General features: G+C 57.0%; 19 protein-coding genes and 1 riboswitch. Of the genes, 7 read left to right on the top strand and 12 right to left on the bottom strand.

The genetic code is table 11. From position 1 onward, the window contains the following. Positions 1–4 precede the first annotated feature (4 nt). The 3 genes from MCG44_RS07635 to MCG44_RS07625 are packed head-to-tail and all read left to right on the top strand — an operon-like array spanning position 5 to position 3,780. On the top strand, positions 5–1,246 hold the full coding sequence (locus MCG44_RS07635; RefSeq protein ID WP_240287577.1) for a DUF2812 domain-containing protein: 1,242 nt from the start codon (positions 5–7) through the stop codon (positions 1,244–1,246). Positions 1,247–1,270: 24 nt separating this feature from the next. Further along, positions 1,271–2,485 (top strand): DUF2812 domain-containing protein, encoded by a 1,215-nt coding sequence (locus MCG44_RS07630; RefSeq protein ID WP_240287575.1) that lies wholly within the window; start codon positions 1,271–1,273, stop codon positions 2,483–2,485. Positions 2,486–2,526: 41 nt separating this feature from the next. Beyond that, complete coding sequence (locus MCG44_RS07625; protein WP_147571917.1) at positions 2,527–3,780, top strand: DUF2812 domain-containing protein; 1,254 nt, start codon at positions 2,527–2,529, stop codon at positions 3,778–3,780. Between the two features lie 40 nt (positions 3,781–3,820). On the opposite strand, the gene MCG44_RS07620 is transcribed toward MCG44_RS07625, so the two are convergent. From MCG44_RS07620 to MCG44_RS07590, 7 genes are all read right to left on the bottom strand, one after another. Continuing rightward, complete coding sequence (locus MCG44_RS07620; RefSeq protein ID WP_240287573.1) at positions 3,821–4,417, bottom strand: toprim domain-containing protein; 597 nt, start codon at positions 4,415–4,417, stop codon at positions 3,821–3,823. A 21-nt stretch (positions 4,418–4,438) separates the two neighbouring features. After that, a complete protein-coding gene (holA, locus tag MCG44_RS07615; protein WP_240287571.1) occupies positions 4,439–5,476 on the bottom strand; it encodes a DNA polymerase III subunit delta in 1,038 nt (345 codons plus the stop codon). 28 nt (positions 5,477–5,504) lie between these two features. Further along, the gene (locus MCG44_RS07610; RefSeq protein ID WP_240287569.1) at positions 5,505–7,823 is read right to left on the bottom strand and encodes a DNA internalization-related competence protein ComEC/Rec2; all 2,319 of its coding nucleotides are present in this window, start codon (positions 7,821–7,823) and stop codon (positions 5,505–5,507) included. A gap of 36 nt (positions 7,824–7,859) precedes the next feature. Continuing rightward, entirely contained in the window at positions 7,860–8,483 is a 624-nt protein-coding gene (locus MCG44_RS07605) for a folate family ECF transporter S component (protein WP_147571921.1), read from the bottom strand. Between the two features lie 76 nt (positions 8,484–8,559). Next, positions 8,560–8,689, bottom strand: a riboswitch (THF riboswitch). Positions 8,690–8,860: 171 nt separating this feature from the next. After that, entirely contained in the window at positions 8,861–13,765 is a 4,905-nt protein-coding gene (locus MCG44_RS07600; protein WP_240287565.1) for a M20/M25/M40 family metallo-hydrolase, read from the bottom strand. Between the two features lie 313 nt (positions 13,766–14,078). Beyond that, positions 14,079–14,270 carry a helix-turn-helix transcriptional regulator gene (locus MCG44_RS07595; RefSeq protein ID WP_147571923.1) on the bottom strand — a complete coding sequence of 64 codons (192 nt, stop codon included), beginning with the start codon at positions 14,268–14,270 and terminating at the stop codon, positions 14,079–14,081. Between the two features lie 2 nt (positions 14,271–14,272). Beyond that, a complete protein-coding gene (locus tag MCG44_RS07590) occupies positions 14,273–14,569 on the bottom strand; it encodes a hypothetical protein (RefSeq protein WP_240287563.1) in 297 nt (98 codons plus the stop codon). Positions 14,570–14,776: 207 nt separating this feature from the next. On the opposite strand from MCG44_RS07590, the gene MCG44_RS07585 reads away from it, so the two are divergent. The 3 genes from MCG44_RS07585 to MCG44_RS07575 all read left to right on the top strand — a co-directional run bounded on the left by MCG44_RS07585 (position 14,777) and on the right by MCG44_RS07575 (position 17,483). Next, positions 14,777–15,181 carry a Mini-ribonuclease 3 gene (locus MCG44_RS07585; RefSeq protein WP_147571924.1) on the top strand — a complete coding sequence of 135 codons (405 nt, stop codon included), beginning with the start codon at positions 14,777–14,779 and terminating at the stop codon, positions 15,179–15,181. Between the two features lie 41 nt (positions 15,182–15,222). Beyond that, on the top strand, positions 15,223–16,998 hold the full coding sequence (locus tag MCG44_RS07580; protein ID WP_240287560.1) for an NFACT family protein: 1,776 nt from the start codon (positions 15,223–15,225) through the stop codon (positions 16,996–16,998). Positions 16,999–17,222: 224 nt separating this feature from the next. Beyond that, on the top strand, positions 17,223–17,483 hold the full coding sequence (locus MCG44_RS07575) for a DUF6514 family protein (RefSeq protein WP_240287559.1): 261 nt from the start codon (positions 17,223–17,225) through the stop codon (positions 17,481–17,483). A gap of 38 nt (positions 17,484–17,521) precedes the next feature. Here MCG44_RS07575 and MCG44_RS07570 read toward each other — a convergent pair whose 3' ends face one another. The 5 genes from MCG44_RS07570 to trmD all read right to left on the bottom strand — a co-directional run bounded on the left by MCG44_RS07570 (position 17,522) and on the right by trmD (position 21,439). Continuing rightward, positions 17,522–17,647 (bottom strand): sodium pump decarboxylase gamma subunit, encoded by a 126-nt coding sequence (locus tag MCG44_RS07570; protein ID WP_147571927.1) that lies wholly within the window; start codon positions 17,645–17,647, stop codon positions 17,522–17,524. A 24-nt stretch (positions 17,648–17,671) separates the two neighbouring features. Beyond that, positions 17,672–18,823, bottom strand: coding sequence for a sodium ion-translocating decarboxylase subunit beta (locus MCG44_RS07565; RefSeq protein ID WP_186853278.1), 1,152 nt, complete (start codon positions 18,821–18,823; stop codon positions 17,672–17,674). Between the two features lie 246 nt (positions 18,824–19,069). Further along, positions 19,070–19,660, bottom strand: coding sequence for a hydrolase (locus MCG44_RS07560; RefSeq protein ID WP_207721983.1), 591 nt, complete (start codon positions 19,658–19,660; stop codon positions 19,070–19,072). Positions 19,661–19,741: 81 nt separating this feature from the next. After that, positions 19,742–20,578 (bottom strand): DegV family protein, encoded by an 837-nt coding sequence (locus MCG44_RS07555; RefSeq protein ID WP_147571930.1) that lies wholly within the window; start codon positions 20,576–20,578, stop codon positions 19,742–19,744. 81 nt (positions 20,579–20,659) lie between these two features. Beyond that, entirely contained in the window at positions 20,660–21,439 is a 780-nt protein-coding gene (trmD, locus tag MCG44_RS07550) for a tRNA (guanosine(37)-N1)-methyltransferase TrmD (RefSeq protein WP_240287557.1), read from the bottom strand. A 186-nt stretch (positions 21,440–21,625) separates the two neighbouring features. Here trmD and MCG44_RS07545 point away from each other — a divergent pair, with 186 nt between their 5' ends. Continuing rightward, the gene (locus MCG44_RS07545) at positions 21,626–22,978 is read left to right on the top strand and encodes an MBL fold metallo-hydrolase (RefSeq protein WP_147571932.1); all 1,353 of its coding nucleotides are present in this window, start codon (positions 21,626–21,628) and stop codon (positions 22,976–22,978) included. Positions 22,979–23,054: the final 76 nt, after the last annotated feature.

The raw sequence follows: 23,054 nt of genomic DNA, 5'->3' as shown, positions 1-23,054 counted from the left end.
CCATATGAAACAGAGAGAAAAGCTGGTCCGGAAGATCATCCCTGTGGAGATTTATGACATGGCCGGTCTGGAGCGCTGGCTGGCCGACATGGCGGCCCAGGGGCTCCATCTGGTAAAGCTGTCCTCGGAAACCGCCCGGTTCCGACGGGGAGAACCAACCCCCGGCGCCCGCTTTGGTCTGGAAATCGCCGGCTTCTACGGCATCGATCCGGAGCGCAATGCGGCCTATGGAGAGGCGGGCTGGACCTACGTGACCACCCTCTCCAATCTGTATTATGTCTACCGGACAGAGCGAGCGGACGCCCCGCCCCTCCACACCGACCCGGTGACCCAGGGCGAAACCCTCACCCCCCTGATCCGCCGAATCCGGCGCCGCCGTTTCCTGCTGGTGCTATGGCTTCTTTTCTGCTTTCGCAAGACTCTGGTAAAAATCGCCACCCAGCCCTGGATGCTGGGGCAGTACCTTGTACTGAAAACGGGACTGTTTCTCACCCTGATGATCCTGCTGGCCGGCTGGGCCATTCTCTCCCTGCTGCCTCAGACAAATATGATAAAGCGTTGGAAGCAGATGCGCCGGCAGCTGGCTGACGGTATTCCTCTGAAGGAGGGCCGCCGGAACCGGGTCCCCTGGGTGGTGACGAGCTGGTGTGCTACCCCTCTATTTCTGGTACTTCCCATTCTGGTGGCTGTGGTCAGCGCCCAATCCGTCCATAAGCTGTCCAGCCCGGAGGAGTGGACCTTCCCTCATGTCACCCTGGAGCAAGCCTTCCACGGGGAGGCGGACATCACCCTGGACACTCCCCAGATGATGACCCGGTATAACACCAGAACCGCCTCCCTCCTGTGCCCGGAGCAGTACGACTGGTGGAGTTCCGGAGAGGTCCGCTCCGATGGATACAGCGGTAATGCCATCGTCGCCGTGGACTTCTATCGAACCAGGACAGACTGGGCGGCAGAGTGGCTGTTTTCCTCCCTGCGAACGGAGGAGGCCCATGAGCCGGAGCAGTTCCGGAAAAATCAGGAGCAGTTCATCCACCCCACTGTCCTCACGGTTCACCAGCCCCTCCAGGCGGTGGCTCTCCCCAGCCTGGACAGTCTGGAATACACAATCCTGCAATACGACGACGATCCCCCCAACCACATCTACCTGGGCCGCCGGGGCAATCAGGTCTTTCGCCTACTCTGCCGGGGCGTCCCCGACCAAGCGGAATGTCTGGAGCTGTTCCTGGCCCAGCTGGACCCCTGAAAGCACCAAAGGAGGCGCCCTGTTATGAAATATGTCAGAAAGATCACCCCGGTGTCTTCCGCGGACGGGGAGGGATTGGAGAGCTGGCTGGAGGACATGGCCCTGCAGGGGCTCTATCTCAAGAAGTTCCGCCCCCTGTTCTGCACCTTTACCCCCGGCCCGGCAAAAAAGACCCGCTACCGCCTGGAGCCTTTTCGGCTCCGCCTGGATGACGACCTGCCCCGCTCTATGCTGGAGCTGTACCAGGACTTCGGCTGGGACTATATAGACACGGTGGACAACTCCATGCTGATTTTTTCCACTCAGGACCTGGACGCCCCGGAGCTCCACACTGATCCGAAGCTCCAGAGCCAGCGGTGGAAAAGGCTGTACCGTTCCGCCCGCCGGGGCTTTGTGGGGAATGTGGCATTTCTTGTCCTGGCAGTTGTTTTGACCGCCCTTCTGCTGAACGACACCCCCATTCTCAATCTATTGACCACCTCCGCCGTCCCCCTGCTCCTCTTTGCGCTGTACCAGCTGTGCGCCCTGCCCGCCGCCTGGGCCGATGTGCGGAACCTGTCCAGACTGGCGCGCCGCCTGGAGGCGGGTGAGCCGATGGACCACCACTCCCCCTATTCCCGGCGGCGGCTCGTCCCTCTGCTGTCCTTCACTCTATGCATCCTTCTGATCGTCCTGCTGATCCTTCCCCGTTACATCCTGCCCTTCCTGGGGGGCGACATGAGGCCCGTCAGCCAGGTGTCGGACTTCTCTCCCCTCTCTCTGGCGCAGGTGGAGGGGAAGGGCTACCGCCCTTATGAAACGGAGAATCACGACCAATCGGACTACTTCAATTACAGCCGAAAGAACCACTATCTGCTGTGCTGGAACCAGTGGGAGGTATTTCAGGCCGGACAGCCGGATCTGGCTGGAAAGCTGAACTGGATGCAGATCGACTGGTATGACATCCCCGCCCCCCTGTCCTTCCTCTCCGTCCCCCTGGCCAACGAACTGCTGTCCAAAGCTATGCGGTTAGATGAAGATATCTGGTGGACCGATCCGGAGGGCGGGACCTGGCAGATATCAAAACACTCTGATTCCCGTGTGAATTTTTTGTCCACGGCCCTCAAGGAGAGGACCCTGTTCCAAACCGCCGCTGTGGCCATAGGGGATAAGGTCGTCCTGGTCCGCTACACCGGACACGGAGAGTTGTCCGGCCATCTGGAGGATATCATCAAAATGGCAGAGGGCAAAGGGCCCTGACCGTCCGTCTGATATAATATAACTGATCGGGAGTGAATTTTATGTCAACCATCAGAAAAATCATCCCCTTTTCCCTTTATGATATCCCCGGACTGGAGCAGTGGCTGGAGGGCCAGGCAAACCAGGGGCTGTTCCCCACCCACCTGGGCTCCTGGGCCACCTTCGAGGACCGGGGCGTACCCGGCACCCGCTTCCGGCTGGACCCCTTCGCCAACCGGGCCGGCGAGGGGCTGGAGCCTACCCAGGAAAAGCTGGAGCTGTACCGGCAGGCCGGGTGGGAATATGCCTTCCGGGTGGGCCGGGCCTATTTCCTGTTTTACACTACGGACCCCCATACACCCGAGCTGTTTTCCGATTACCAGAGCCAGGGGCTCTCCCTGGACCGGCTGGCCAACAGCCTTCGCTCCTACCACAGACGGAAGATCGTGCTGTGGAGCCTGCTGGGTATCCTGTTCCTGGCCGCCCTGTTCCTGGGCCATCAATACGATGTACAGCCGGACAACTTCGTCCGCCTGCCCCTGATCCTGCTTTACGCCTTCGATCCGATTCTCCTGCTCTTTCTGGCCGGTATATTTTTCTACTCCCGCCCTATCGACCGCCGGGACCGCAAGGCCCTGTTCTCCACCTACAACGCCCTGAAGGATGGGCTTCCGCCGCCTCCGTCACCGGGGCCCAGCAGGCGGATCGTCCGGGAAAACATCGCCGCGCTGGTGCTGGGCCCTATTTTAGTGGCCCTTGTTCTGTACAATCAGTTTGGCGACAGCCGGCTGACCCTCCGACCGGTGGAGGAGTTTACAGCCCCCTATATCTCCCTGTACGATCTGGAACAGGTCCCACTGGGCCCCTATGAGACCGTATACCGGAAAAACTCCGGGTTGAGCAGTGAGAATGTAGCCCAGCGGTACTTCTCTCTGCTGTCCCCGGTGTGGTACGAGGTCAGCCAGGATCTGGACGCCCTCCAGCCGGGGAGAAAACCGTCCACCTTTTCCCCCGATCCCCACGGTGGCGAGTACACCTACTCCCCCAACCTGGACATGACCTATTTCCACACCCTCCCCCCTCTGGCCAAGCCGGTGGCACGGGCCCAGATGGATCTCTACCGTCTGGTCAACCTGTACTGGAGCTATGAGGAGGTGGACTGGCCGGGCACCGATTTTGTCATCCTGGCCACCGTGGAGGACGACCCCTGGCAGATGGCGGCGGTGGGCCGTGGCGGCCGGGTGGCGGTGTTCTGCTACGCCGGGGTGGAGAAGCTGTCCGACCACTTGGACCTGCTGGCGGAGATGGTGCAATAAAGAAAAAGCAAGGCTGTGACCTATAAAGGTCACAGCCTTGTCACTCCTTCTGATTCAACAGTTCCAGCGCCTCCCCCCGGCTGTAACAGCCGTTGAGGACGGCCAGCAGTCCGTTGGCGGACATATGCTCCGGCAACTCCAGCCTTTTCAGCAGGGCCAGCCGCCGGGCTCCGCTGTCTGCCCCTCCGGACAGCCCGGCAGCGAACAGATCCGCTTTAGTCAGCGGCGGCCCCGCCTCCTCCGAACGCGCTCCCTCATCCAGAAAGGTCGCCCCCGCTCGGCGGAGGACCTGTTCCAGAACCTCGGGCGGCATCCCTTCCACTCCCAGCTTGCCCTCTTTCCCTCGCTGGCGCTTCCGCCGCTCCTTGCCATACACATCCGGGATATAGGCGTGCTTCAGCAGAGAGCCCGGAATCACGCTTTTGATGTGGTTTCGAATGACAAATCCCGCCCCGTCGGAATCGGTGAGGACGACAAGCCCCCGTTTTTCCGCAGCCCGCCTAAGCAGAGCCAGTTGGTCCGGGTCCTTGAAGATCCGGAAGCCGCCGGTCTCCAAAATCAGGGTATCCACCACCTGGGAAAGCGTATTCTTGTCATACCGGCCCTCTACCACGATGGCCTCTCTGATACGAAGCATGGATCTCTCTGCCCCCGTTTCTCAGGCCGGATCGGCCAGTTCCAACAGAAGGGTAGTCAGCAGCTCCTTGCCGTCCTGTCCAGTGGACTTCATCGCCAGATCGGTCTGACCGCAGCGGACCACGGCCTTCCGGCACCACTTTAGGGAAAACCGCCTGGCGCTTGTCATCAGCTTGTCGGCCGGGTACCGCTTCAGCTTCCACAGGTCCGCCACATAGGAGGCCCCTTTCCCCTGCTCCAGAGCCAGCCTGGCCGAGTACAGCTGCCGCATCTGTCTGCCCAGAGAGGCCATAATGACATAGGGCGTCTCCTGCATCTGGTACAGCTCCCCCAGCACACCCGCAGCCCGGTCAAAATTCTTCTCCCCAATGGCATCGGTCATGCGAAAGACCACGGTATCCAACTGGGGAGTGGCCACCGCCTCAATGTCCTGCCGGGTAATCTGCTCCCCCTTGGCATAGGCCCCGACCTTCTCGATCTCGCCCACCAGGTTGTGCATCAGATCGCCGCACAGAAAGATAAGCTCCGACGCCAGACGGCTGTCGATCCGCTTGCCCAGGGCACGGAATCGGCGGGTCACCCACTTTACCAGCTCATTTTCCTCCTGCCGGACAAAGTTTACCACAGTACCGTGCTCCTTTATGGCCGAGGCGAGCTTGGTCCGGGCGTCCAGCTTGTAAGGAATTAAGTCATAGACCAGCACGACACAGCAGTATTCCGGCAGCTGCGAAAAAATGCGGATATAGTCCTCCCGGTCCTTCTCACCTGTTTTTGACAGGTCAAAATCCGTCACCAGCACGACAGTCCGCTCCCCCATCATGGGCAGGCAGTCCACCGCCTCCTCCATGGCGTGAGGGGAGATATCCTTGGGGGCGATTTCATGGAGGTTAAAGGCCCCCATCCCACCAGCCAGAAGTTTGTCCTTCAACTGGCCCAAATAGTGGTCCCGAAGATATGTCTCCTCCCCGTGAAAGAGATAGAGCTGACCGAAAATTCCGCTCTCCAGATCTTTTAAAAATTTCTCGTAGCCGGCAGTATCCGGCTTTCCCTTGGGCGGCATGGCGCACCCTCCTGTTCTTCTGTTTGGTTCACCCCTCGGCGGGAGCGTGCCCATCTGCCCGGACCACCACAGTCCCCTGGAGGTCCGTGCGGTAAATCAGGGCTCCCACCCCGTCCAGACGCTCCAGCGTTTCCGGGGCGGGATGTCCGTAGCTGTTCCCCTTCCCCGCAGAGATGACAGCCAGCTCTGGCCGCACCCGCTCCAGCAGCTCTCCTGTAGTGGAATCCCGTGAGCCGTGGTGCCCCGCCACCAGCAGGTCAATGTCTGGAAGGTCCGCGTGGGCCAGCAGCTCTTTCTCCGACTCCCCGCTCATATCCCCGGTGATGAGGGCCGCAAAGCCGCCGGAGGAGGCCAGCACAGTCAGTCCCAGCTCGTTTGTCTGCCCACCCTGGCCCACAGGTGGAAAGATCTCTATGGAGCGCCCCTCACCCAGGTCAAAATTGGTATCCTGGCGGACAAAATACAGCTCGATTCCCCGCTCCTGGGCCAGAGAGATGATCTCCTCCCGCAGCGGATCGCCCTCTTCCACGTCGGGCAGGGCAATTGTCCCTACGGGGATCCGGCGCAGCAGCTGGGGGATGCCGTTAGCGTGGTCGGTGTGGTAATGGGACACTACCAGCAGATCCAGCCGGGCCATTCCCTGGGCCTGGATGTAGTCGGCGGCCACATCCCCTGGGTCTCGCTGTCCCTCTCCGCCGCAGTCCACCAGCGTTAGATAGTCCCCGGTCCGAAGGAGCACGCTCTGCCCCTGGCCCACGTCAAGAACGGCGGCAGTCAGCTCCCCCGCCCGAAAGGCAAGCGCGGAACAAAGCAGGCAGAAGGCCAGCGTGGCCGCTCCGGCGCACAGCGGGACCAGTATCCGCTTCTTCCCCCGGATCAGCAGCGCCGCTCCCAGCATCAGGTAGAGAAAGACGACCCAGGCCCGATAATAAAAAGAATCCATAGGCAGGGCGGCCAGGGAAAGAGAGGACAGTCCATCCACCACCCAATCCAAATAGCGAGCCAATGCTGTAAAGGGTATTGCCATAACAGCCGCCGCCCCCGGAAGGATAACTCCAAAAACGCCAAGCCACAACCCCGCCACAAAGAGGACGGCTACCGCCCAAAGGGTCAGCAGATTCGCCAGGGGCGCGATCAGGGAGAGATAACCAAAATAGACGGCTACCAGAGGTACCGTCAACAGGGACGCGCCCAGTGTGGCGGATAAGGTGGACACCAGGAAATCCGGGACCACAAGAAGCAACCTGGTCACAGGACTCTTTCGAGGGCCCTCCAATCGAAGCAGCCTCCGCATTCCATTCTGGATACGATCAGATACCAGTAATATCCCGGCCACCGCGCCAAAGGACAGTTGAAGGCCGAGATGGGCGGCGGAAAAAGGGTTCCAGGCCAGCAGACCCATCAGGGCCAATCCCAGTGCGGTGGCCCCGTCCCTCTCCCGGCGGAACAGAGGGGCCAACTGGAGCATCGATATCATCACCGCTGCCCGGAGCACCGAGGGCGTATTGCCCGCGATCCCACAGAACAGCACCGCCCAGACGAGGTTTGCAACAGCGGTGGACCGCTTTCCCCTGCCCAGTAGGAGCGTCAAAAGGCCGGACAAAAAGGCCAGATGCATTCCAGAGACCGCCACCGTATGACTTAGCCCGGTGCGCTGGAGGGATGTGGTAAACTGATCGGTCAGCCCATCCCGGTTTCCGGTGACCAGAGCCTGGATCAAGGGAGCGGTATCCTTCGGAAAGGCGGCGCTGATCCCCGCCTTCAGCTCCTTCGACAGGAGGGCGGACCAGTACCGGATGGGGACTCGCTCCGGACGTTGAATGTCCAGCCGTCCATATGCATGTGCCCGGAGAAAGATGCCTTTGGCGGTATAGTAGGTGATCTCCTCCCCTGTCAGAGTCCGGTCCCCAAGGGTGCAGTGGGCCACCGTAGAGAGCCGGTCTCCGGGTTTGACCTGGCTTCCCTGCTCATCCAGGTAGAGAACGGTGGACAGGGATATCCCCCTGTCCGTTTTCAGCTTTACCAGCACGGACCAGCCGTAGTCCCCCTCCTGGGGCCAATCGGCCGCCTCGGCGCAAAGAAGGACAGTCTGCCCATCCAGTTCTCTGGCTGGCTGGAAAAATATCTGAATATAAGCGGCTGTCCAGGCCAGCCCCAAGGCGCAGCCCGCGCAGACCAGGCGGAGGGCCAGTCCACTATCCCCCAGCCCACGACGAAAAACCAGCAGGGCAAGGAACAGGAATCCCGCAGCCACAGCACCGGCAGGAAGCCAATTCTCTGGCAGGAGCCGGGCGGCCGCAAAAACAGCCCCGGAAAAGGAAAAGGCCAGAATCGCCAATTTCCGCATGGTCCGGCCCTCCCTTTCGTTTGAATCAGCTCGGGGTCAGAAGAAGGAGATCAATCCCTTCGGCCCCAACTGGTTCGGGATGATCCTCATCTGGCGCAGAATGGGCAGCAGGGCCTGATACAGGATATAGAGCAGAATCGCCTTCGGAACGATAGTCAGCAGATTTTTCCCCAGACTGGGGACAAACCAGCCCCAGTAGCCTCCGCCCCGGACCATCATCGTCCACACCGACCCCAGCGCGGCGTTGACCAGCAGATTGACCAGCAGATTGGCCAGCACCAGCCGCCACACCGTGATCCTTGCCCGGTAAAAGCACAGAGCGTATGCGAGCACCCCCAGCATGGTGGATAGGGTATAACCGAAAAAGAACTCGCCGGTCGGCTTTAGGATAAAGCCCAGAATATCCTCCACAAACCCAAAGGCCAGCCCCAGCACAGGGCCGCATACCAAGGCGCAGAGGGACCGGGCCAAAAATCCGAAGGACAGACTGGTGTGCCCGATAGGGATGCTGGGTGGAATGGACAGGGCCCGGGTCAGGGCCACCATCAGCGCGGCAAAGACCAGCATTTTAGGGCTGGACAGAGCCGCCCTCGCCTGCCGCCAATAGGACGGGGTAAGGGGGGTACGGTAGAGTTGGTCAACACTTTGTGTCTGTGGCATAAAAATACCTCCTTTTGTTTTTCGGCAGCCCCGGAAGGGAACGCCGCACAAAGGAAGCAATTTTACCCCGATATGCGGCAGCGGGATGCGGACCACCCACTGCCGCGGGCCGCTTGCGCGGTACCGCTGTTCGTCCGGCGGACAACTCCCCGTCCCGCCGACACTAAAGGCCGGAACCCGGCCAGCACGTGTGATCCTACTCTGCCATGAAAGTAGTTTATAACGTCTGGCCGAAAAAAGCAAGTCCAATCTATTGTTCCGGTCACCTGTTTTTGCCCTTCCTCCGGGCCTTTTCCCCACTGAATGTTGGAAAAGGCATATCTAGCAAGAACAGGAGCGGGGCGCCTCATAGGGCGCCCCGCTTGCAGTACCTATATTTACTTTGCGATATTCTCACAGAAGTTCATAAAGATCTGCGCCACCTCGGCACGGGTGGCCCCGGCGGTAGGCGCCAGGGTGTTGTTCCCCTTGCCGGACAGCAGACCGGCGTTTACCGCCCAGTCCATGGCCTTCACGGCATAGCTGGAGATGGAGGAGGCGTCCAGATAGCCCTCTGTCCCCTTGCCGCTCTGGCTGGTCTTGTACCCCTCGTTCTGGGCGTAGCGGTACAGGATGGCCGCCAGCTGTTCCCGTGTAATGGGATCGTTGGGGCCGAAGGTGTCGCCGTAGCCGGACACGATGCCCTCACCGGCCGCCCAGGAAATGGCGTCGGCGTACCAAGCGCCCTCCGCCACGTCAGCGAAGTCAGCGCTGCCGGCCGCGGGCTTGCCCTCCAGGCTGTACAGCATCTGGGCCACCATGGCGCGGGTCAGGGTGCTGCCGGGGGCGAACTCCCGGTCGGACACACCGGACATCAGGCCGTTGTCCAGGGCGTAGTCCACCGCCTCATGGTACCAGGCGTCCTCGTCCACATCCCGGAAGCCGGCGGCGGGGCAGGTATCCTGGTGGTCGATCTCCACGAAGGAGGCCTCAATGGTCACCTTGGACCGGGGCATCTTGAAGGTATACTTGCCATCGCCCTTGTCGGTCAGCTTGATCTCGTCCCCGTTCTTGTCGGTGACGGTCAGCTCGTCCAGCTCATAGCCCTCGTCGGGCTTGACGGTGATGGTCACCGTCCGGCCGCTGGAGGCGCTCTTGGGGGACACGGTCACGCTGCCGTTGTCAATGTTCTTGTCCACGCTGATGGAGTAGCTGCTGGAGCCGCCGCCGCCGCTACTACCGCCACCTGTAATCTGGTCCGTGTTGAGCACAGCATAGATTGCATCCGGGGACTGGAAGCAAGCGTCCTTCCCATCGTCGCCGAATAGGAAGAAACCGCGCTTCTCGATTTGTCCTCGCTCAGGGAAAGGATTCTCGTTTCCGGCAGCCAGCCAATCTTCATTCAGCTTAAACAGGTCGGTCTTGGAGTCGGCCATCACGGGCTCGACACCGGTATACTCGCCGTCGATGATAGCCACATTGACCGCCACATAGACTGCGTCTTCATTATTCTCATCCACACGGATAGAGAAGTAGTCCTCAGCCTTCTGATCGTCAGGAACGGTCAGTGCGACGGAAGTACCATCCTTCAACAGACTAAAACTGACCATATCCAGTTCTCCGCTGCGGAGAGCGTTCCAGTCAGCAGAACTCATGTCGCTGGGACGTTCATACTTAAATTCAAGGCGCATGGGCAGAACAAAGTCGTTCTCCTGGAAGTCTTGATCGTCCAGAGACAGGTACACGCCACCTGATTCGTGCCCCAGATCATATGCAATCTGGCTCTTGGTGCCGTTCCCCCGTTTGGCCCACATATGAATCTCAAAGTCAGTGGCACCGATCAATTCATCTCCGTCCAGAATGGTTGTGCTGATTTTATCGGATGCGTCCTGGTAGGTGTAAATGGTTACGTCCAGCAGGTCCAAGTCAGCCCGGTCAGCATTAAGGCCTTCCAGATCCGCCCACATAAACTGTGCGCCCGCAGAGCCAGAGTAGCGGGCCATCTCCAGCATTCCGTCAGCCATCATCTTGGTCATTTGCACAATGGACTCAACGCTGATGCGCTCGTTGGCGGAGTGCCACCAACGCTCGTTACCAGGGATGACAGCGCCAAAGGCGGTCATCTTATTCTGATAGTCACTGGCCAGAGTACCGCCTGTGGTACCAACGGGATAGCTGATGTCCAGCAGTTCATTGGGACCGCTGAACTCATCGGGAGCAAACCTAATAGTTGCCTTATAGCTGGCATACTGGAGAGCGGTCAGGGGATTATCATGGGTCAGGTACAGACTGGGTGCGGAGAAAGACGGTACGTTTCCAGAGAGAGCAAAGCCATTCTTCTCACAAGCACTTACTACCGCCTGGGTTGCTGTCTTATAGTCGGATTCATTAGAGTGGATGCTTCTGATGACCAGGGGAATTTCCAAAGTCTTGCTTTCCTGGTCATAAAATGGGAACTTCGAGGGGTCCTCGTCGTTAATCGTGCCCATGGGTGCGATGGTCAGATTGGCTGTTCCGTCATTGGGGTTACGCAACAGATCTTCGGGGATGTCCATGTATTTGCCAATATAGGCTTCGCCCTCAACGCAGTTCTGGAAGAACAGGTTGGAGATGCCATCGGCGGCCTTTTTCAGCTCCATGTCCTCAGGGAGCGCCTGGGACAGGAGGTACATCCCCCAGACCACGGCGTTTTTGCTGTACATGGGCATAGGATACTCCATGGGCACATCGGTGTTGATCTCCATGGTTAAAGTGCTGTTATCTTCGGTCAGTTGGACTTTCTGGGTCTTGCCATCTTCCTTGGGCAGCCAGCCGCACTCCTCGGCGGCCTGTTCTACCTTCCGACAGAATTCCTCCACAGCGGCCTTCTCCGCATTGGAGGTGTCCAACACGAAAATAGCACGGGAGGCAATTTGGTTGGCACTACCGTACACGATGTCCTTCAGAGTGGGGTCGCCTTCGCGCAGGGTCACGCCGGCGCCGGTGCTTACTAAGGCGAAGGGCTTACCTAGGTCCCCTGAGAGGTTCATAGTAAGCGTGGGAGTCCACGCTTTTGTATTGCCTACCACCACAGGAAACCGGGAATCAGAGGTATAGGCAGCGATGGGGATTTCTTCCCGGTTCAGCGTCTTATAGGTCCAGTTGTCATAGAAGCTAGGGGCGCTGTAATATGGAATATCGATATAGTTCAAAGTGTCGTCCGCACTCGGTTTTGCAGGACTTCCATCCTCATAGCAGCCCATGACTATGCGGATGCGGCGGTCGAACTCCACACCGGAGTCCTGAAGGGCCTTAGCCGCAAAGAGGGTAGCCAGGGTGGGACCGCTGTCGTCCTGGACGCCAGCGCCGTACAGCCAACCGTCCTTTACATAGGGGGTGTGGTAGGCTGCTGGGTCACCGCCTTCTGCACCCAGCTTCCCGGTTGGATCTCTCCAGCGTTTCAGCTGGGCATCAGAAATTGAGCCGGTAGGCGAGTCCAAATGACTAAGGGCCATGACCATTTCGGGGGCGTCGGGATCGCCAATTTCTACATAAACGTACTTATCCTCCTGGCGCTGGACCACTTCTAGCCCTAATGCCTCACCCAGTTCCTTGACCCAAGCTAGCTTGGCTACCTTGCGATCATGCTCATTTTTATTGGCCTCGGTGTTGGGCACATAGAATGGATACTCCGTTGGCGCGTCACCAGATGCAGTTGCGCCATAGGAGATAGAGTCATAGCTAGAGCCCTCAGCCAGAGCCCCTACCAATGTATAAGGATTATATGTTTCGTCTCCGACCACCATGTCACCAACGTAACCGGCCAGGTTATCTACAGCCTCGTGAATTGCGGCGCGCTCCTCGTCAGTAACAGTGACCTCATAGGTAACTGCGGGCTGGAACGGCTCATCATCTCCTTCATCACCGCCACCTGGGATCTCTTCCTCTTCTTCCTCAATCTTGAGTCTGGCATACTCAACCAGAGCCCGCAGAGGGGCGTTGGACAAGTCCTGGTCCACATCAGTACCCCTGGTATCCTCCAGAGCGTCACGCTCAGGATGCCACTGAAGTGCCAGAGCGAATGTAGCATTTTGATACTCCACAGCCTCGATGATGCCGTCGGAGGACTTTGCCACTACGGTCAGTCCCTCGGCCAGATTTTCAGGATCGATGGACTGGTGGTGGGCAGTGGCAATCAGTTCGATCTCATCAGAGCCGATAATGTCATACAGCCACTTGGAATCCGTCGCAATACCTATGCCATCGCCGTCTGTGCCGGCGTCCAGTTTATGATAACCCTTACCGCCGCTGTGGACCAGCCCGTCAATCTGCACGCGCAGGTGACCAGCTTTACAGTCTTCACCAAATTCGGTGTAAGTTCCAGTCCCTTTGTCGTAGGTGCTGCCAAGTTTTTCTCCGTCCTCGTCATACTTGGTGTAGCCAGTGTCCTGTACGGACTCAGCCAGGATTTCGGGGATTCCTTCAAGGCCGAACTCTTCACAGACGGTTTCAAGCTGGGCCATTTCCGACTCAGAGGGGCCGGAAAGCACGCCAGTGACGCGGGCAGGAGAGATCTTTCCTTTGAGCACCTGCTGCCCCAGATAATAAGGTACGTCCTGGATCAGTTTGCCGCCGAGGGCGACGTTGAAACCCTGCTCACCCCGGCAGACGGCCAGCAGAGGCACGTCTAGTTCAACAGCCTTACGCATCAGGTAAATATCTGAGGTATCACGGGTGTCGTTCCAGCCGGAAGACCCGTGGGGAGTTTGTATTTCATGATAGAGGTCAGGATTCCAGTCCTCTCCGCCAGTAAAGAAAATACCGTCAATAGAGGAAAGGACATCTGCGGCCTCTTCTTCCGTTTTCACCTGTGGCAGAAAAACGGAAATTGCGCCGTTGCGCTCAAACGCCTCAGCGAAGCCACTGTAATCACTTCCAATGGAATCTTTCTTCCAGGAAATTCCGATAATGGGGCGTTCGGCAATGGATTGTACCACGATCTCTGTAACTGAACCGTCTGTAATGGTTAGATTTGCGGTAATTGCATCGCCGAGGTCATCAGGCGTGCCGAGGGCGGTTTTCAATTCGTCAATGGAACTAATGCCCTCTCCTGACACATGAGTTGCCTCTGTCATTGCGGAGGAATAAACTACGTTGTACTCTAGCTCATTATCTGCATTGATCGTGTAAAGAATGGCATCTTCCACTTTCGAGCCCTGTGCGGCGGGCTGTGCAGAAACGCTCACCGTCAGTAGCCCCATAAGCATGGTGAGTACCAAGAGCATACTGATCATCCGGGATGTGCGCTTGCTGGGAACGTTCATTTTTTGACCTCCTTTTTTAATGTGCTGTGCATCAGGATGCCGAAGCAGAGCTTGCAGTATAGGACGACTTCCCATTTACCTCCTTATTCATTTTAATAATCTGCTATCGGCATCCTGAAAAAGTGTACTTTTCCAAATTTTGGACAGTACATCTTTCTAATATCAAATATAGCATTAACGCCAGAAAAAAGCAACAATTTAATTTTGTTTTTATTCTAATCTCCAAATTTATAAAAGTACACTTTTATAAATTATCCAGATTCTTCCTATAAAAACTCCCCCTGCCCTCATAAGGGCAGGGGGAGTTTCTTTTTCATTCACATCGAAACAGGGCATCCACCGTAGTGCCCAGCACCCGGGCCAGGCAGAACGCCAAGGCCAGCGTCGGGTCATACTTATTGTTCTCGATGGCGTTGACCGTCTGCCGGGATACATGGCAGAGCTTTGCCAGCTCCTCCTGTGAGATGCCCCGCTCTTTTCGCAGCTCACGGATCCTATTCTCCACGGTCAATCACCATATTTCTTTCTATAAATCATCAGCACAACAAAGTAAATCGTCGCTGTCGAAGCCAAATGAATAAAGGGATTGACGGCCATGGGCTGGCTCCGCACCAGATTTTCAATGATATCCAGCACCAGGGCACCAGAGGCCCCCAATAATGTATAGGTACTGGTCTTCCAGACGATCATCTGCCTCCGCTCATCCCCCTGGCGCACCAGAGAGACGATCATCCCCACATCCAGCACAATCAGAAGCAGCAGAAATACGCCAAAGGCCAGCAGGCCGATCTCCGTCATAGTCATAACCAGGTTCCTCCTACTCCATATTGATATATGTCAAACTCTTTTGACATTTTTAAGATATCATAGACTTCAAAATATGTCAAGAGTTTTTTACATTTCGATTCTGTGGATGCTGTAACTGTCGCAACCCGCTCCTCACACACCCTTGTATTTTCCCCTCAGACATGGTATCATAAGGGGCCAAAATCCGCAGGGAGGTCTATTTTGATGACTGACTATTTCCATCTTGATATGGGCCGGGATCAGCTTTTGGCCCTGTCCAGCCTCGGGCTGGCCCACTTGGGGGACAGCGTATTTGAGGTGATGGTACGCTCCTGGCTCTGCCTCCATGGCAAGGCCAAGGTAAAGGACCTCCACCGGGCGACCGTAACCTATGTGGCCGCGCCCGCTCAGGCCCGGCGGCTGGAGCGAATCCTGCCCCTGCTTACCCAGGAGGAGGAGGATGTCTTTCGGCGTGGACGAAATACCGCGCCCCACTCGGTCCCCAAGGCGGCCAGCCGGGGAGAATACCAGGCTGCCACCGGACTGGAGGCCCTGTTTGGATGGCTGTATCTCCAAGGGAGGACAGAGCGGCTCAATCAGCTGTTTGAAGTGATGATGGGAGAGGAATAAGCGCCCCATCCCTCCCCAGTTCTTTTGCGAGGTGGATATCTATGCCCTTAGACGCACTCTGCCTTTCCGGCATCGTCCATGAATTGAATACAGCGCTGGCAGGCTCCAAGATTGATAAGATCTATCAGCCCGGCCGGGATGAGATCCTCTTGGCTCTCCGGACCCAAGGGGGCAACGCAAAGCTGCTGCTGTCCGCCAATCCCAGCCACCCCCGGCCCCAGCTCACTCAGCTGCCCCGTGAAAACCCCGATACCCCCCCTATGTTCTGTATGCTGCTCCGCAAGCACCTCACCTCTGGACGGATTCTGGAAGTCACTCAGCCTCCGCTGGAGCGGGTGGTAGAATTTCGTCTGGAGGCCCTGGACGAGCTGGGCGACCGGGTGGAACGCCGGCTGATGCTGGAGGTTATCAGCCACCGGGCCAATCTGGTCCTGCTGGATGGCGAGGGCCGCATCCTGGACTGTATCCGCCGGGTGGACTCCGGCCTGTCTGACGGCACCGGGAGCGGACGGCTCCTCCAGCCTGGGATGTTCTACCGCCTCCCCCCCGCCCAGAGCAAGGAGGATCCGCTACATGCGGACAGGCAGCGGCTGGAGGAACTGCTGTCCACCGCCCCAGACGAGGCCCAGGCCGACAAATGGCTGTTGGACACTTTTGGAGGACTCTCTCCCCTAGTCTGCCGGGAACTGGCCCAGCAGGCGGGCGGCAGCACCGACATTCGTCTGAATGTCCTGGGCCCGGCGGGCCGGACCAGGCTGTTGGACCAACTGGAACGGCTCATTCGTTCCGTGAAGGAAAACCACTTTCATCCGACGCTTATCTACCTCGATGGGAAGGCAAAGGATTTCACATTTCTTCCGGTTACTCAGTATGGTGGAGCGGCGAAGCTGGAGAACTGGCCCACTTTCTCCGCTATGCTGGACCAGTTCTACGAGCAGAAAGAAAGTCTGGAACGGATCAAACAGAAGGGGCAGGATTTGATCCGCTCTGTCACCAACGCCAGGGACCGCACCGCCCGGAAAATTGGCAATCAGGAAAAGGAGCTGGCCGCCACGCTGGACCGCGACCGACTTCGTGAGCTGGGTGACATCCTGACCAGCAGTCTCCATTTGATGAAAAAGGGGATGTCCCGACTTCGGACGGTAGATTTCTATGACCCGGATGGCAAGGAAGTAGACATCAAGCTAGATCCCCTCCTGACTCCCCAGCAGAACGCCGCAAAGTATTATAAGGATTATAACAAGGCCAAAAAGGCGGAGGAGATGCTGACCATCCAGCTTGAGAAGGGGCGCAAGGAGTTAGATTACCTGAACAGCGTTCTGGAGAATATCACTCTGGCAGAGGGGGAGCGTGACCTTCAGGAGATCCGTCAGGAGCTCACCGACACCGGATACCTGCGCCGCCAAGCCAAGGCGCGTGACCGAGGGAGGCGGGTGTCCTCCAAGCCTATGGAGTTCCGTTCCTCCGCCGGGCTGCGCATCTCGGTAGGTAAAAATAATATACAGAACGACCTGCTCACCTGTAAACAAGCCTTCAAGAGCGACATTTGGTTCCATACCCAGAAGATACATGGCTCCCATGTCATCCTGTGGACCGAGGGGAGGCAGCCCGACGCCCAGAGCCTGACCGAGGCCGCGGGTCTGGCCGCCTGGTTCTCCCAGGGCCGGGACAGCGGCAAGGTCCCAGTGGACTATACGCCGGTAAAGTATGTGAAAAAGCCCGCTGGTGCCCGCCCCGGCATGGTGGTATACACCACTTATGAAACCGCCTGGGTGACCCCTGATGGTGAGCTATCCAAGCGCCTCCGCGTCAAATGACCCCTCTCCCCTCCGCCGGTTCTGGCGGAGGGGATTTCTTTTCCCCTTAACGTCTCTTTTTTCGACCCGTTTTTCCTTTTCTCCTCTCTCTGGCTAAAAAAGAGTGTCGAATAGCAGCGAATTGGGCTTTCTTTTGCGATATCTTTTTCTTTTCATTCTCCCATTACCCACTATATAATGTATTTACAACGAAAATCCGGGAGATGAAGCACAAGATGATGGAAATGAAAATCGCATCAAGAAGCTGCGCGGACGACCTAGGAAGACAGCGTACATTTCACTACTATCTCACAGTGGATCAGATACCCGTTGGTCAGTTCTGCTGTGAGGACTATGGTGTACGGATTGACGAGGAAGATGGGGATTCCGCCTCGGTGCCGTCCATTACCACAAGCCCTGTCCGCATTGATGAGCTGATGACCCTTTTAGTGGACAACCTTGTGGGACCTGTCAGTCTGGAGGACGTAATAGATGACTGGAAATAAATCGTGCCGGGCCCACTTAGGTGGGCCCGGCACATCTGTTACTTCTTTCGGTTTTCAAACTTCTGCATCAGGGCTACCAGCCCGGCAATCAATCCCAGCACAACAAAGATGCCCAGCATCCCCTGCCCCATCATTCCAAGGGCATGGATTATATTCTCATTCATATTCTTTTCCTCCTTGTTCCACTGTTACAGGATAGGATTATTAGCGAAATACTGCAGTACCACGCCGCCGGCCACCACAGAGGCGATCTGTCCGGACACGTTGGCGGCCACCGCGTGCATCAGCAGGTGGTTCTGGGAGTCAGCCTCCTGCCCCAGCTTCTCAATGACCCGTGAGGACATGGGGAAGGCAGAGATGCCCGCGGCGCCCACCATGGGGTTGATCTTATTCTTTGGGGTGATCAGGTTGAGCACCTTGACAAAGAGAACACCCACCACCGAGTCCAGCACAAAGGCCACCAGGCCCAGCCCCATGATCATCAGGGTCTGCCACTGAACGAACTGCTCTGCCCGCATGGAGAAGGAAATCGTGATGCCCAGCAGCAGGGTGATCAAGTTTGCCAGCTCGTTTTGAGCCGTCTGGGACAGGCTGGTCAGCACGCCGCACTCCCGAATCAAGTTGCCGAACATAAGGAAGCCCACCAGTGCCACCGAGGAGGGGGCCACCAGACCAGCGATGGCGGTAACCACGATGGGGAACAGGATGCGCAGCCGCTTAGACACTCCCTGGGCCCGATAGGGCATCCGCATAGCCCGGTCCTTTTTTGTGGTGACCAGCTTGATGGCAAAGGGCTGGATAATGGGTACAAGGGCCATGTAGGAGTAGGCCGCCACGGCGATGGCACCCACATAGTCGGATTTTAGTATCTGGGACACCAGGATAGAGGTGGGCCCATCAGCGGCGCCGATGATACCGATAGAAGCGGCATCCTTCAAGTCAAAGCCCAGTCCAGCCGCAAACAGGATGGTCAGGAAGATGCCCGCCTGGGCAGCCGCGCCACACAGGAACAGCTTGGGATTGGCCAGCAGGGGGCCGAAGTCTATCATGGCGCCAATACCGATAAAGAGCAGGATCGGCATGGCCTCGCTGGCCTCAATGCCCACCTCAAAGAGCCACTGGATGATACCGTGGGTCTCTCCGATGCCCTCGCTGACTTGGTTGATAACTCCGGACAGGGGCAGGTTTACCAAAATCGCGCCAAAGCCCATGGGCATCAGCAGTGCCGGCTCAAACCCCTTTTCAATAGCCAGCCAAATAAGCAGTCCGCCCACCACATACATGACAACCTGCTGTGGCGTAATGGACAGCACACCCTGCCACAAAAACTCAAGTCCCATTCTTCCGACTTCCTTTCTCTTCCAGCTTCAATATCTTTGTGTGGGAAGTTTGCCCGATATCCGTAAAAAAAGACCTGCGTTCCCATATTTGGAACGCAGGTCTGGTCATTTCAGGCAAAACCAGAAGGCGGCTGGCACCTTCATGCTTGTTGGCTTGCCGCGCGGAGGGCCGCGCCGACTACTCCCCTTAACAGCACACATCGTATCACATACTTCCTGCCATTGTCAAGGACCGGGCAGGATTTTTTAATCTTTCTTAACGAGGTCTGTCATGGCCTGTTCAATCGCTGCTTCCTCCTGCCGCATGGCTCGCAGGGTCATATCTAACAGCTTATCAAGGTCCCATCCCAGCAGCTCTGCCCCTCTGGCGATTACATCCCTGGAGCAGCCAGCGGCGAACTTCTTGTCCTTAAATTTCTTTTTCAGCGATTTGAGCTCCATATCCGCCACACTTCTGGAGGGACGCATCAGGGCGGCCGCCCCAATCAGTCCGGTAAGCTCATCCGCGGCATAGAGTACCTTCTCCATCTCATGTTCAGGTTTGATCTCCACCCGCATTCCCCAGCCGTGGCTCGCTGTCGCGTGGATGATGGGCTCCTCTACTCCAGCCTCCCGCATCAGCTCCTGGCTTTTGACGCAGTGCTCCTCCGGCCAGCGTTCAAAATCCAGGTCGTGGAGAAGGCCCACCAGGGACCAAAACTCCTTCTCTTGACCATAGCCCAGCTCCTGGGAGAACCATCCCATGACGTGCTCCACGGTAATGGCGTGGCGCAGATGGAAGGGCTCCTCATTGTATTTGGTCAGCAGGTCCCACGCCTGCTGTCTAGTGATAGACATCATATCCACTTCCTATTTTTTCTTTCCTATAGCCCTTTTTCTGTAAAGGACGCTTCCCCACAGTCCAGACCTACAGAAACTTTAATAGGCGGTCACAATACCGCCGTCGTTGGCATAGACAGAGGTGATACCTCCGGCTTCCAAAATAATGGTCTGGGCAAACTTACATTTGGCTTCTACCATATCCTTAACCTGAAAGGCCCGCTCCAGACAGTTGCAGTGGGTGATGGCCAATGTCTTGCCCTGGTGCCCCGGATCGCCGGCCATTTTATCCACCATCTTGACCAGAGCCTGTCTGGTGGTGAGGGCCTGACCCAGCTTGCATATCTCCCCCTCTGGGGTTGCGGCCATAAGCAGCTTAATCTTCAGCGCTCCGGTGACCACTGCCTGGAGTCTAGTTAGGCGACCGTTCTTTCTCAAATTCTCCAGGGATTCCAATACGAAAAGGGTCTGCATCTGGTAGATGAACTGCTCCACCTCCCGCACCACATGCTTAAAGGCCATACCACTGGAGGCCAGCTCCCGTATTTTCAGGGCGGTAAGCACCTCACCGGAGGAGGCGGAGCAGGAGTTGAACACATGGACATTGACTTGGGGCTCCTCTTCCTCCAGTAGGAGCTTACCCTGGACCGCACTGTTATGGGACCCACTGAGTAGAGCGGACAGGGTAACTACATAGACATCTTCCGCTCCTCCACGGTAGGCATCCAGATAGGACTGAGGCGATGGACATGAGGTAGAGGGAGCGTCTTCGCTCTGTCGCATGGACCAGAGCAGATCAGCCTGATCGAAGCCCTCGTCGTCCACAAAGGTACTGCCATTTGAGCGGATGGTCAATGGCACCTTAACAAAGCAGGGGTCCTTCAGCATCTGGGGGGATAGGTCGCAGCAGCTGTCCACAACGATTTTAAAACTCATGTATCCCATCTCCAAACATAGTCTTTAAAATTAGATTGTGCAAAATAGTTTACCACACCCTTCGTGGAAAGTAAAGAAAAATCAGTCAGTGGTATTCTCCGCATAGGGCCTCTCATCTCTCAGCTCCTCGTCCAGCTCCTTTAACAGCTTTCTGTCCTCTTTGGATGAGAGGTCCAGCTTCTCATACAGGTCCGGCCGACGCTCCCTAGTCCGGAGGATGGACTGCTTTCTCCGCCACTGTTCCACTTTGGCGTGATTGCCGGACAAAAGAATCGGGGGCACTGTTCGGTCGTGCCATACCTCCGGTCTGGAATACTGAGGCGCCTCCAGCATACCGTTCCAATGGCTTTCGTTCTCATAGCACGATGGGTCAGACAGCACGCCGGGCACCAGACGGCACACAGCGTCGGCCACCGCCATGGCGGGGATCTCGCCTCCGGTCATCACAAAATCTCCAATAGAGATCTCTTCATCCACACACTCGTCGATAAACCGCTGGTCGATCCCTTCATAGTGCCCACAGACCAGGATAATGCGCTGATAGTCGTCCTTCAGGCGTCTGGCGTCGGCCTGCCGGAAGGTCCTGCCCGCCGGAGACATATAGATAGTGTGGATTCTTTCCCCCGCTTCATCACAAATATGCTTCCAGCATTGATAGAGGGGATCGGCCTGCATGACAGCACCTCTTCCGCCGCCGTAGGGGTAATCGTCCACCTGTTTCTGCTTATTTTTTGTATAATCCCGGATCTGGTGACAGTCGATGCGGATATAGCCCCGCTCCTGTCCCCGCCCTAAAATAGACTCGCATAGCATATCTCCCACCACGTCTGGAAATAATGTCATAATATCAATGTGATACATGGAACGGCCACTCCCTCCTATCGCAGCTATTTTGTCTTATTATACGGTATCTTTTCCTCTTTTTCAATGTACTTTTCCGAAATCAAAAGCTTCTAATAAAAAAGAACTATTCCTACTATCTTTTTGGAAGAAAATGTGGTATAATAGCGGTGGTAAAAATCTCCTTTTAGAAAGTGAGGTCCAGATATGTACTGTATCCGCAAAGTGACAAATGACTTGCTGTGGATTGGCGGAAATGATCGGCAGACTCCCAAGTTCGAGGCCGCCCACCCCGTTCCCAGAGGGATGTCCTATAACTCCTATCTCCTTTTGGATGAGAAAACCGTCCTCTTTGACACGGTGGATCGGGCCGTTCAGACCCAGTTCTTTGAAAATCTGGAGCAGGCCCTCCATGGACGCAAGCTGGACTATGTCTTTGTCCACCACATGGAGCCCGACCACGCCGCCACCCTGGGCGACCTGATGATCCGGTATCCCGAGGCTCGCATCGTATGTAATGGCAAGTCGGTGAACATGATCCGTCAGTTCCACTGCGCAGATCCGAACCACGCCATTTTGGTCAATGAAGGGGATACGATCTCCACTGGCCGGCACACCTTTACCTTTGCCAACGCTCCCATGGTCCACTGGCCCGAGGTGATGGTCAGCTACGACAGCACCGACAAGATCCTGTTTTCCGCCGACGCCTTCGGCACCTTTGGCGCATTGAACGGCGTCCTCTTCGCCGATGAGTTGGACTTTGACCGGGATTGGCTGGATGAGGCCCGGCGGTACTACACCAACATCGTGGGCAAGTATGGCCCCCAGGTGGCCGCCCTGCTGAAAAAGGCTGCCGGGCTGGATATCCAAATGATTTGTCCCCTCCACGGCCCCGTCTGGCGTAAGGACCTGGGCTATATTCTGGACAAATACTCCAAGTGGGCTGCTTACGAGCCCGAGGAGCAGGGCGTCCTCATCGCCTTTGCCTCCATTTACGGAGGGACCGAGACTGCGGCCGCTATCCTGGCCTGCCGGCTGTCTGAGTTGGGCATCCGGACGGAAATGTATGATGTGTCGGTAACTCACTACTCCTATGTGCTGTCCGACTGCTTCAAGTACAGTCACATCGTCTTTGCCTCCCCCACCTTCAATAATGGTATCTTCGACCCTATGGAGCACCTGCTCCGTGACCTGCTCCATCACAACCTGCAAAACCGGAAGGTAGCCCTGATCCAGAACGGCTCCTGGGCCCCCGCCAGCGGGAAGCTGATGACCCAGGTACTGTGTGAGATGAAAAATATGGAGTTGCTTCAGGAGCCCATCACTCTGAAGTCCGCTCTTGCCCCAGGTCAGGAGAAAGAGTTGGAGGAATTGGCCCAGGTATTGGCCGCCTCTGTCAAAGGTGAGGCATCTACTCCTGTCCAGGAGCCCGCGGCGGACAAGCCCAAGGGCTTTGTATGTAAGATCTGCGGCTTTATCTATGAGAGTGACACCCTGCCCCCTGATTTCGTCTGCCCAATCTGCCGCCGGCCTGCCAGTGACTTTGAGCCTGTCACCTGACTTTTCTGGCGGCTGACGCGAGCCTTCTATTCTAGGGCCGGCCGGTAAAGATATCGGTCTTTTGATAGCCCCTGAC

It is taken from the genome of Lawsonibacter sp. OA9, from assembly GCF_022440585.1.
The sequence above is the reverse complement of the archived record's forward strand: the minus strand, read 5'-3'. Positions and strand labels throughout refer to the sequence as shown.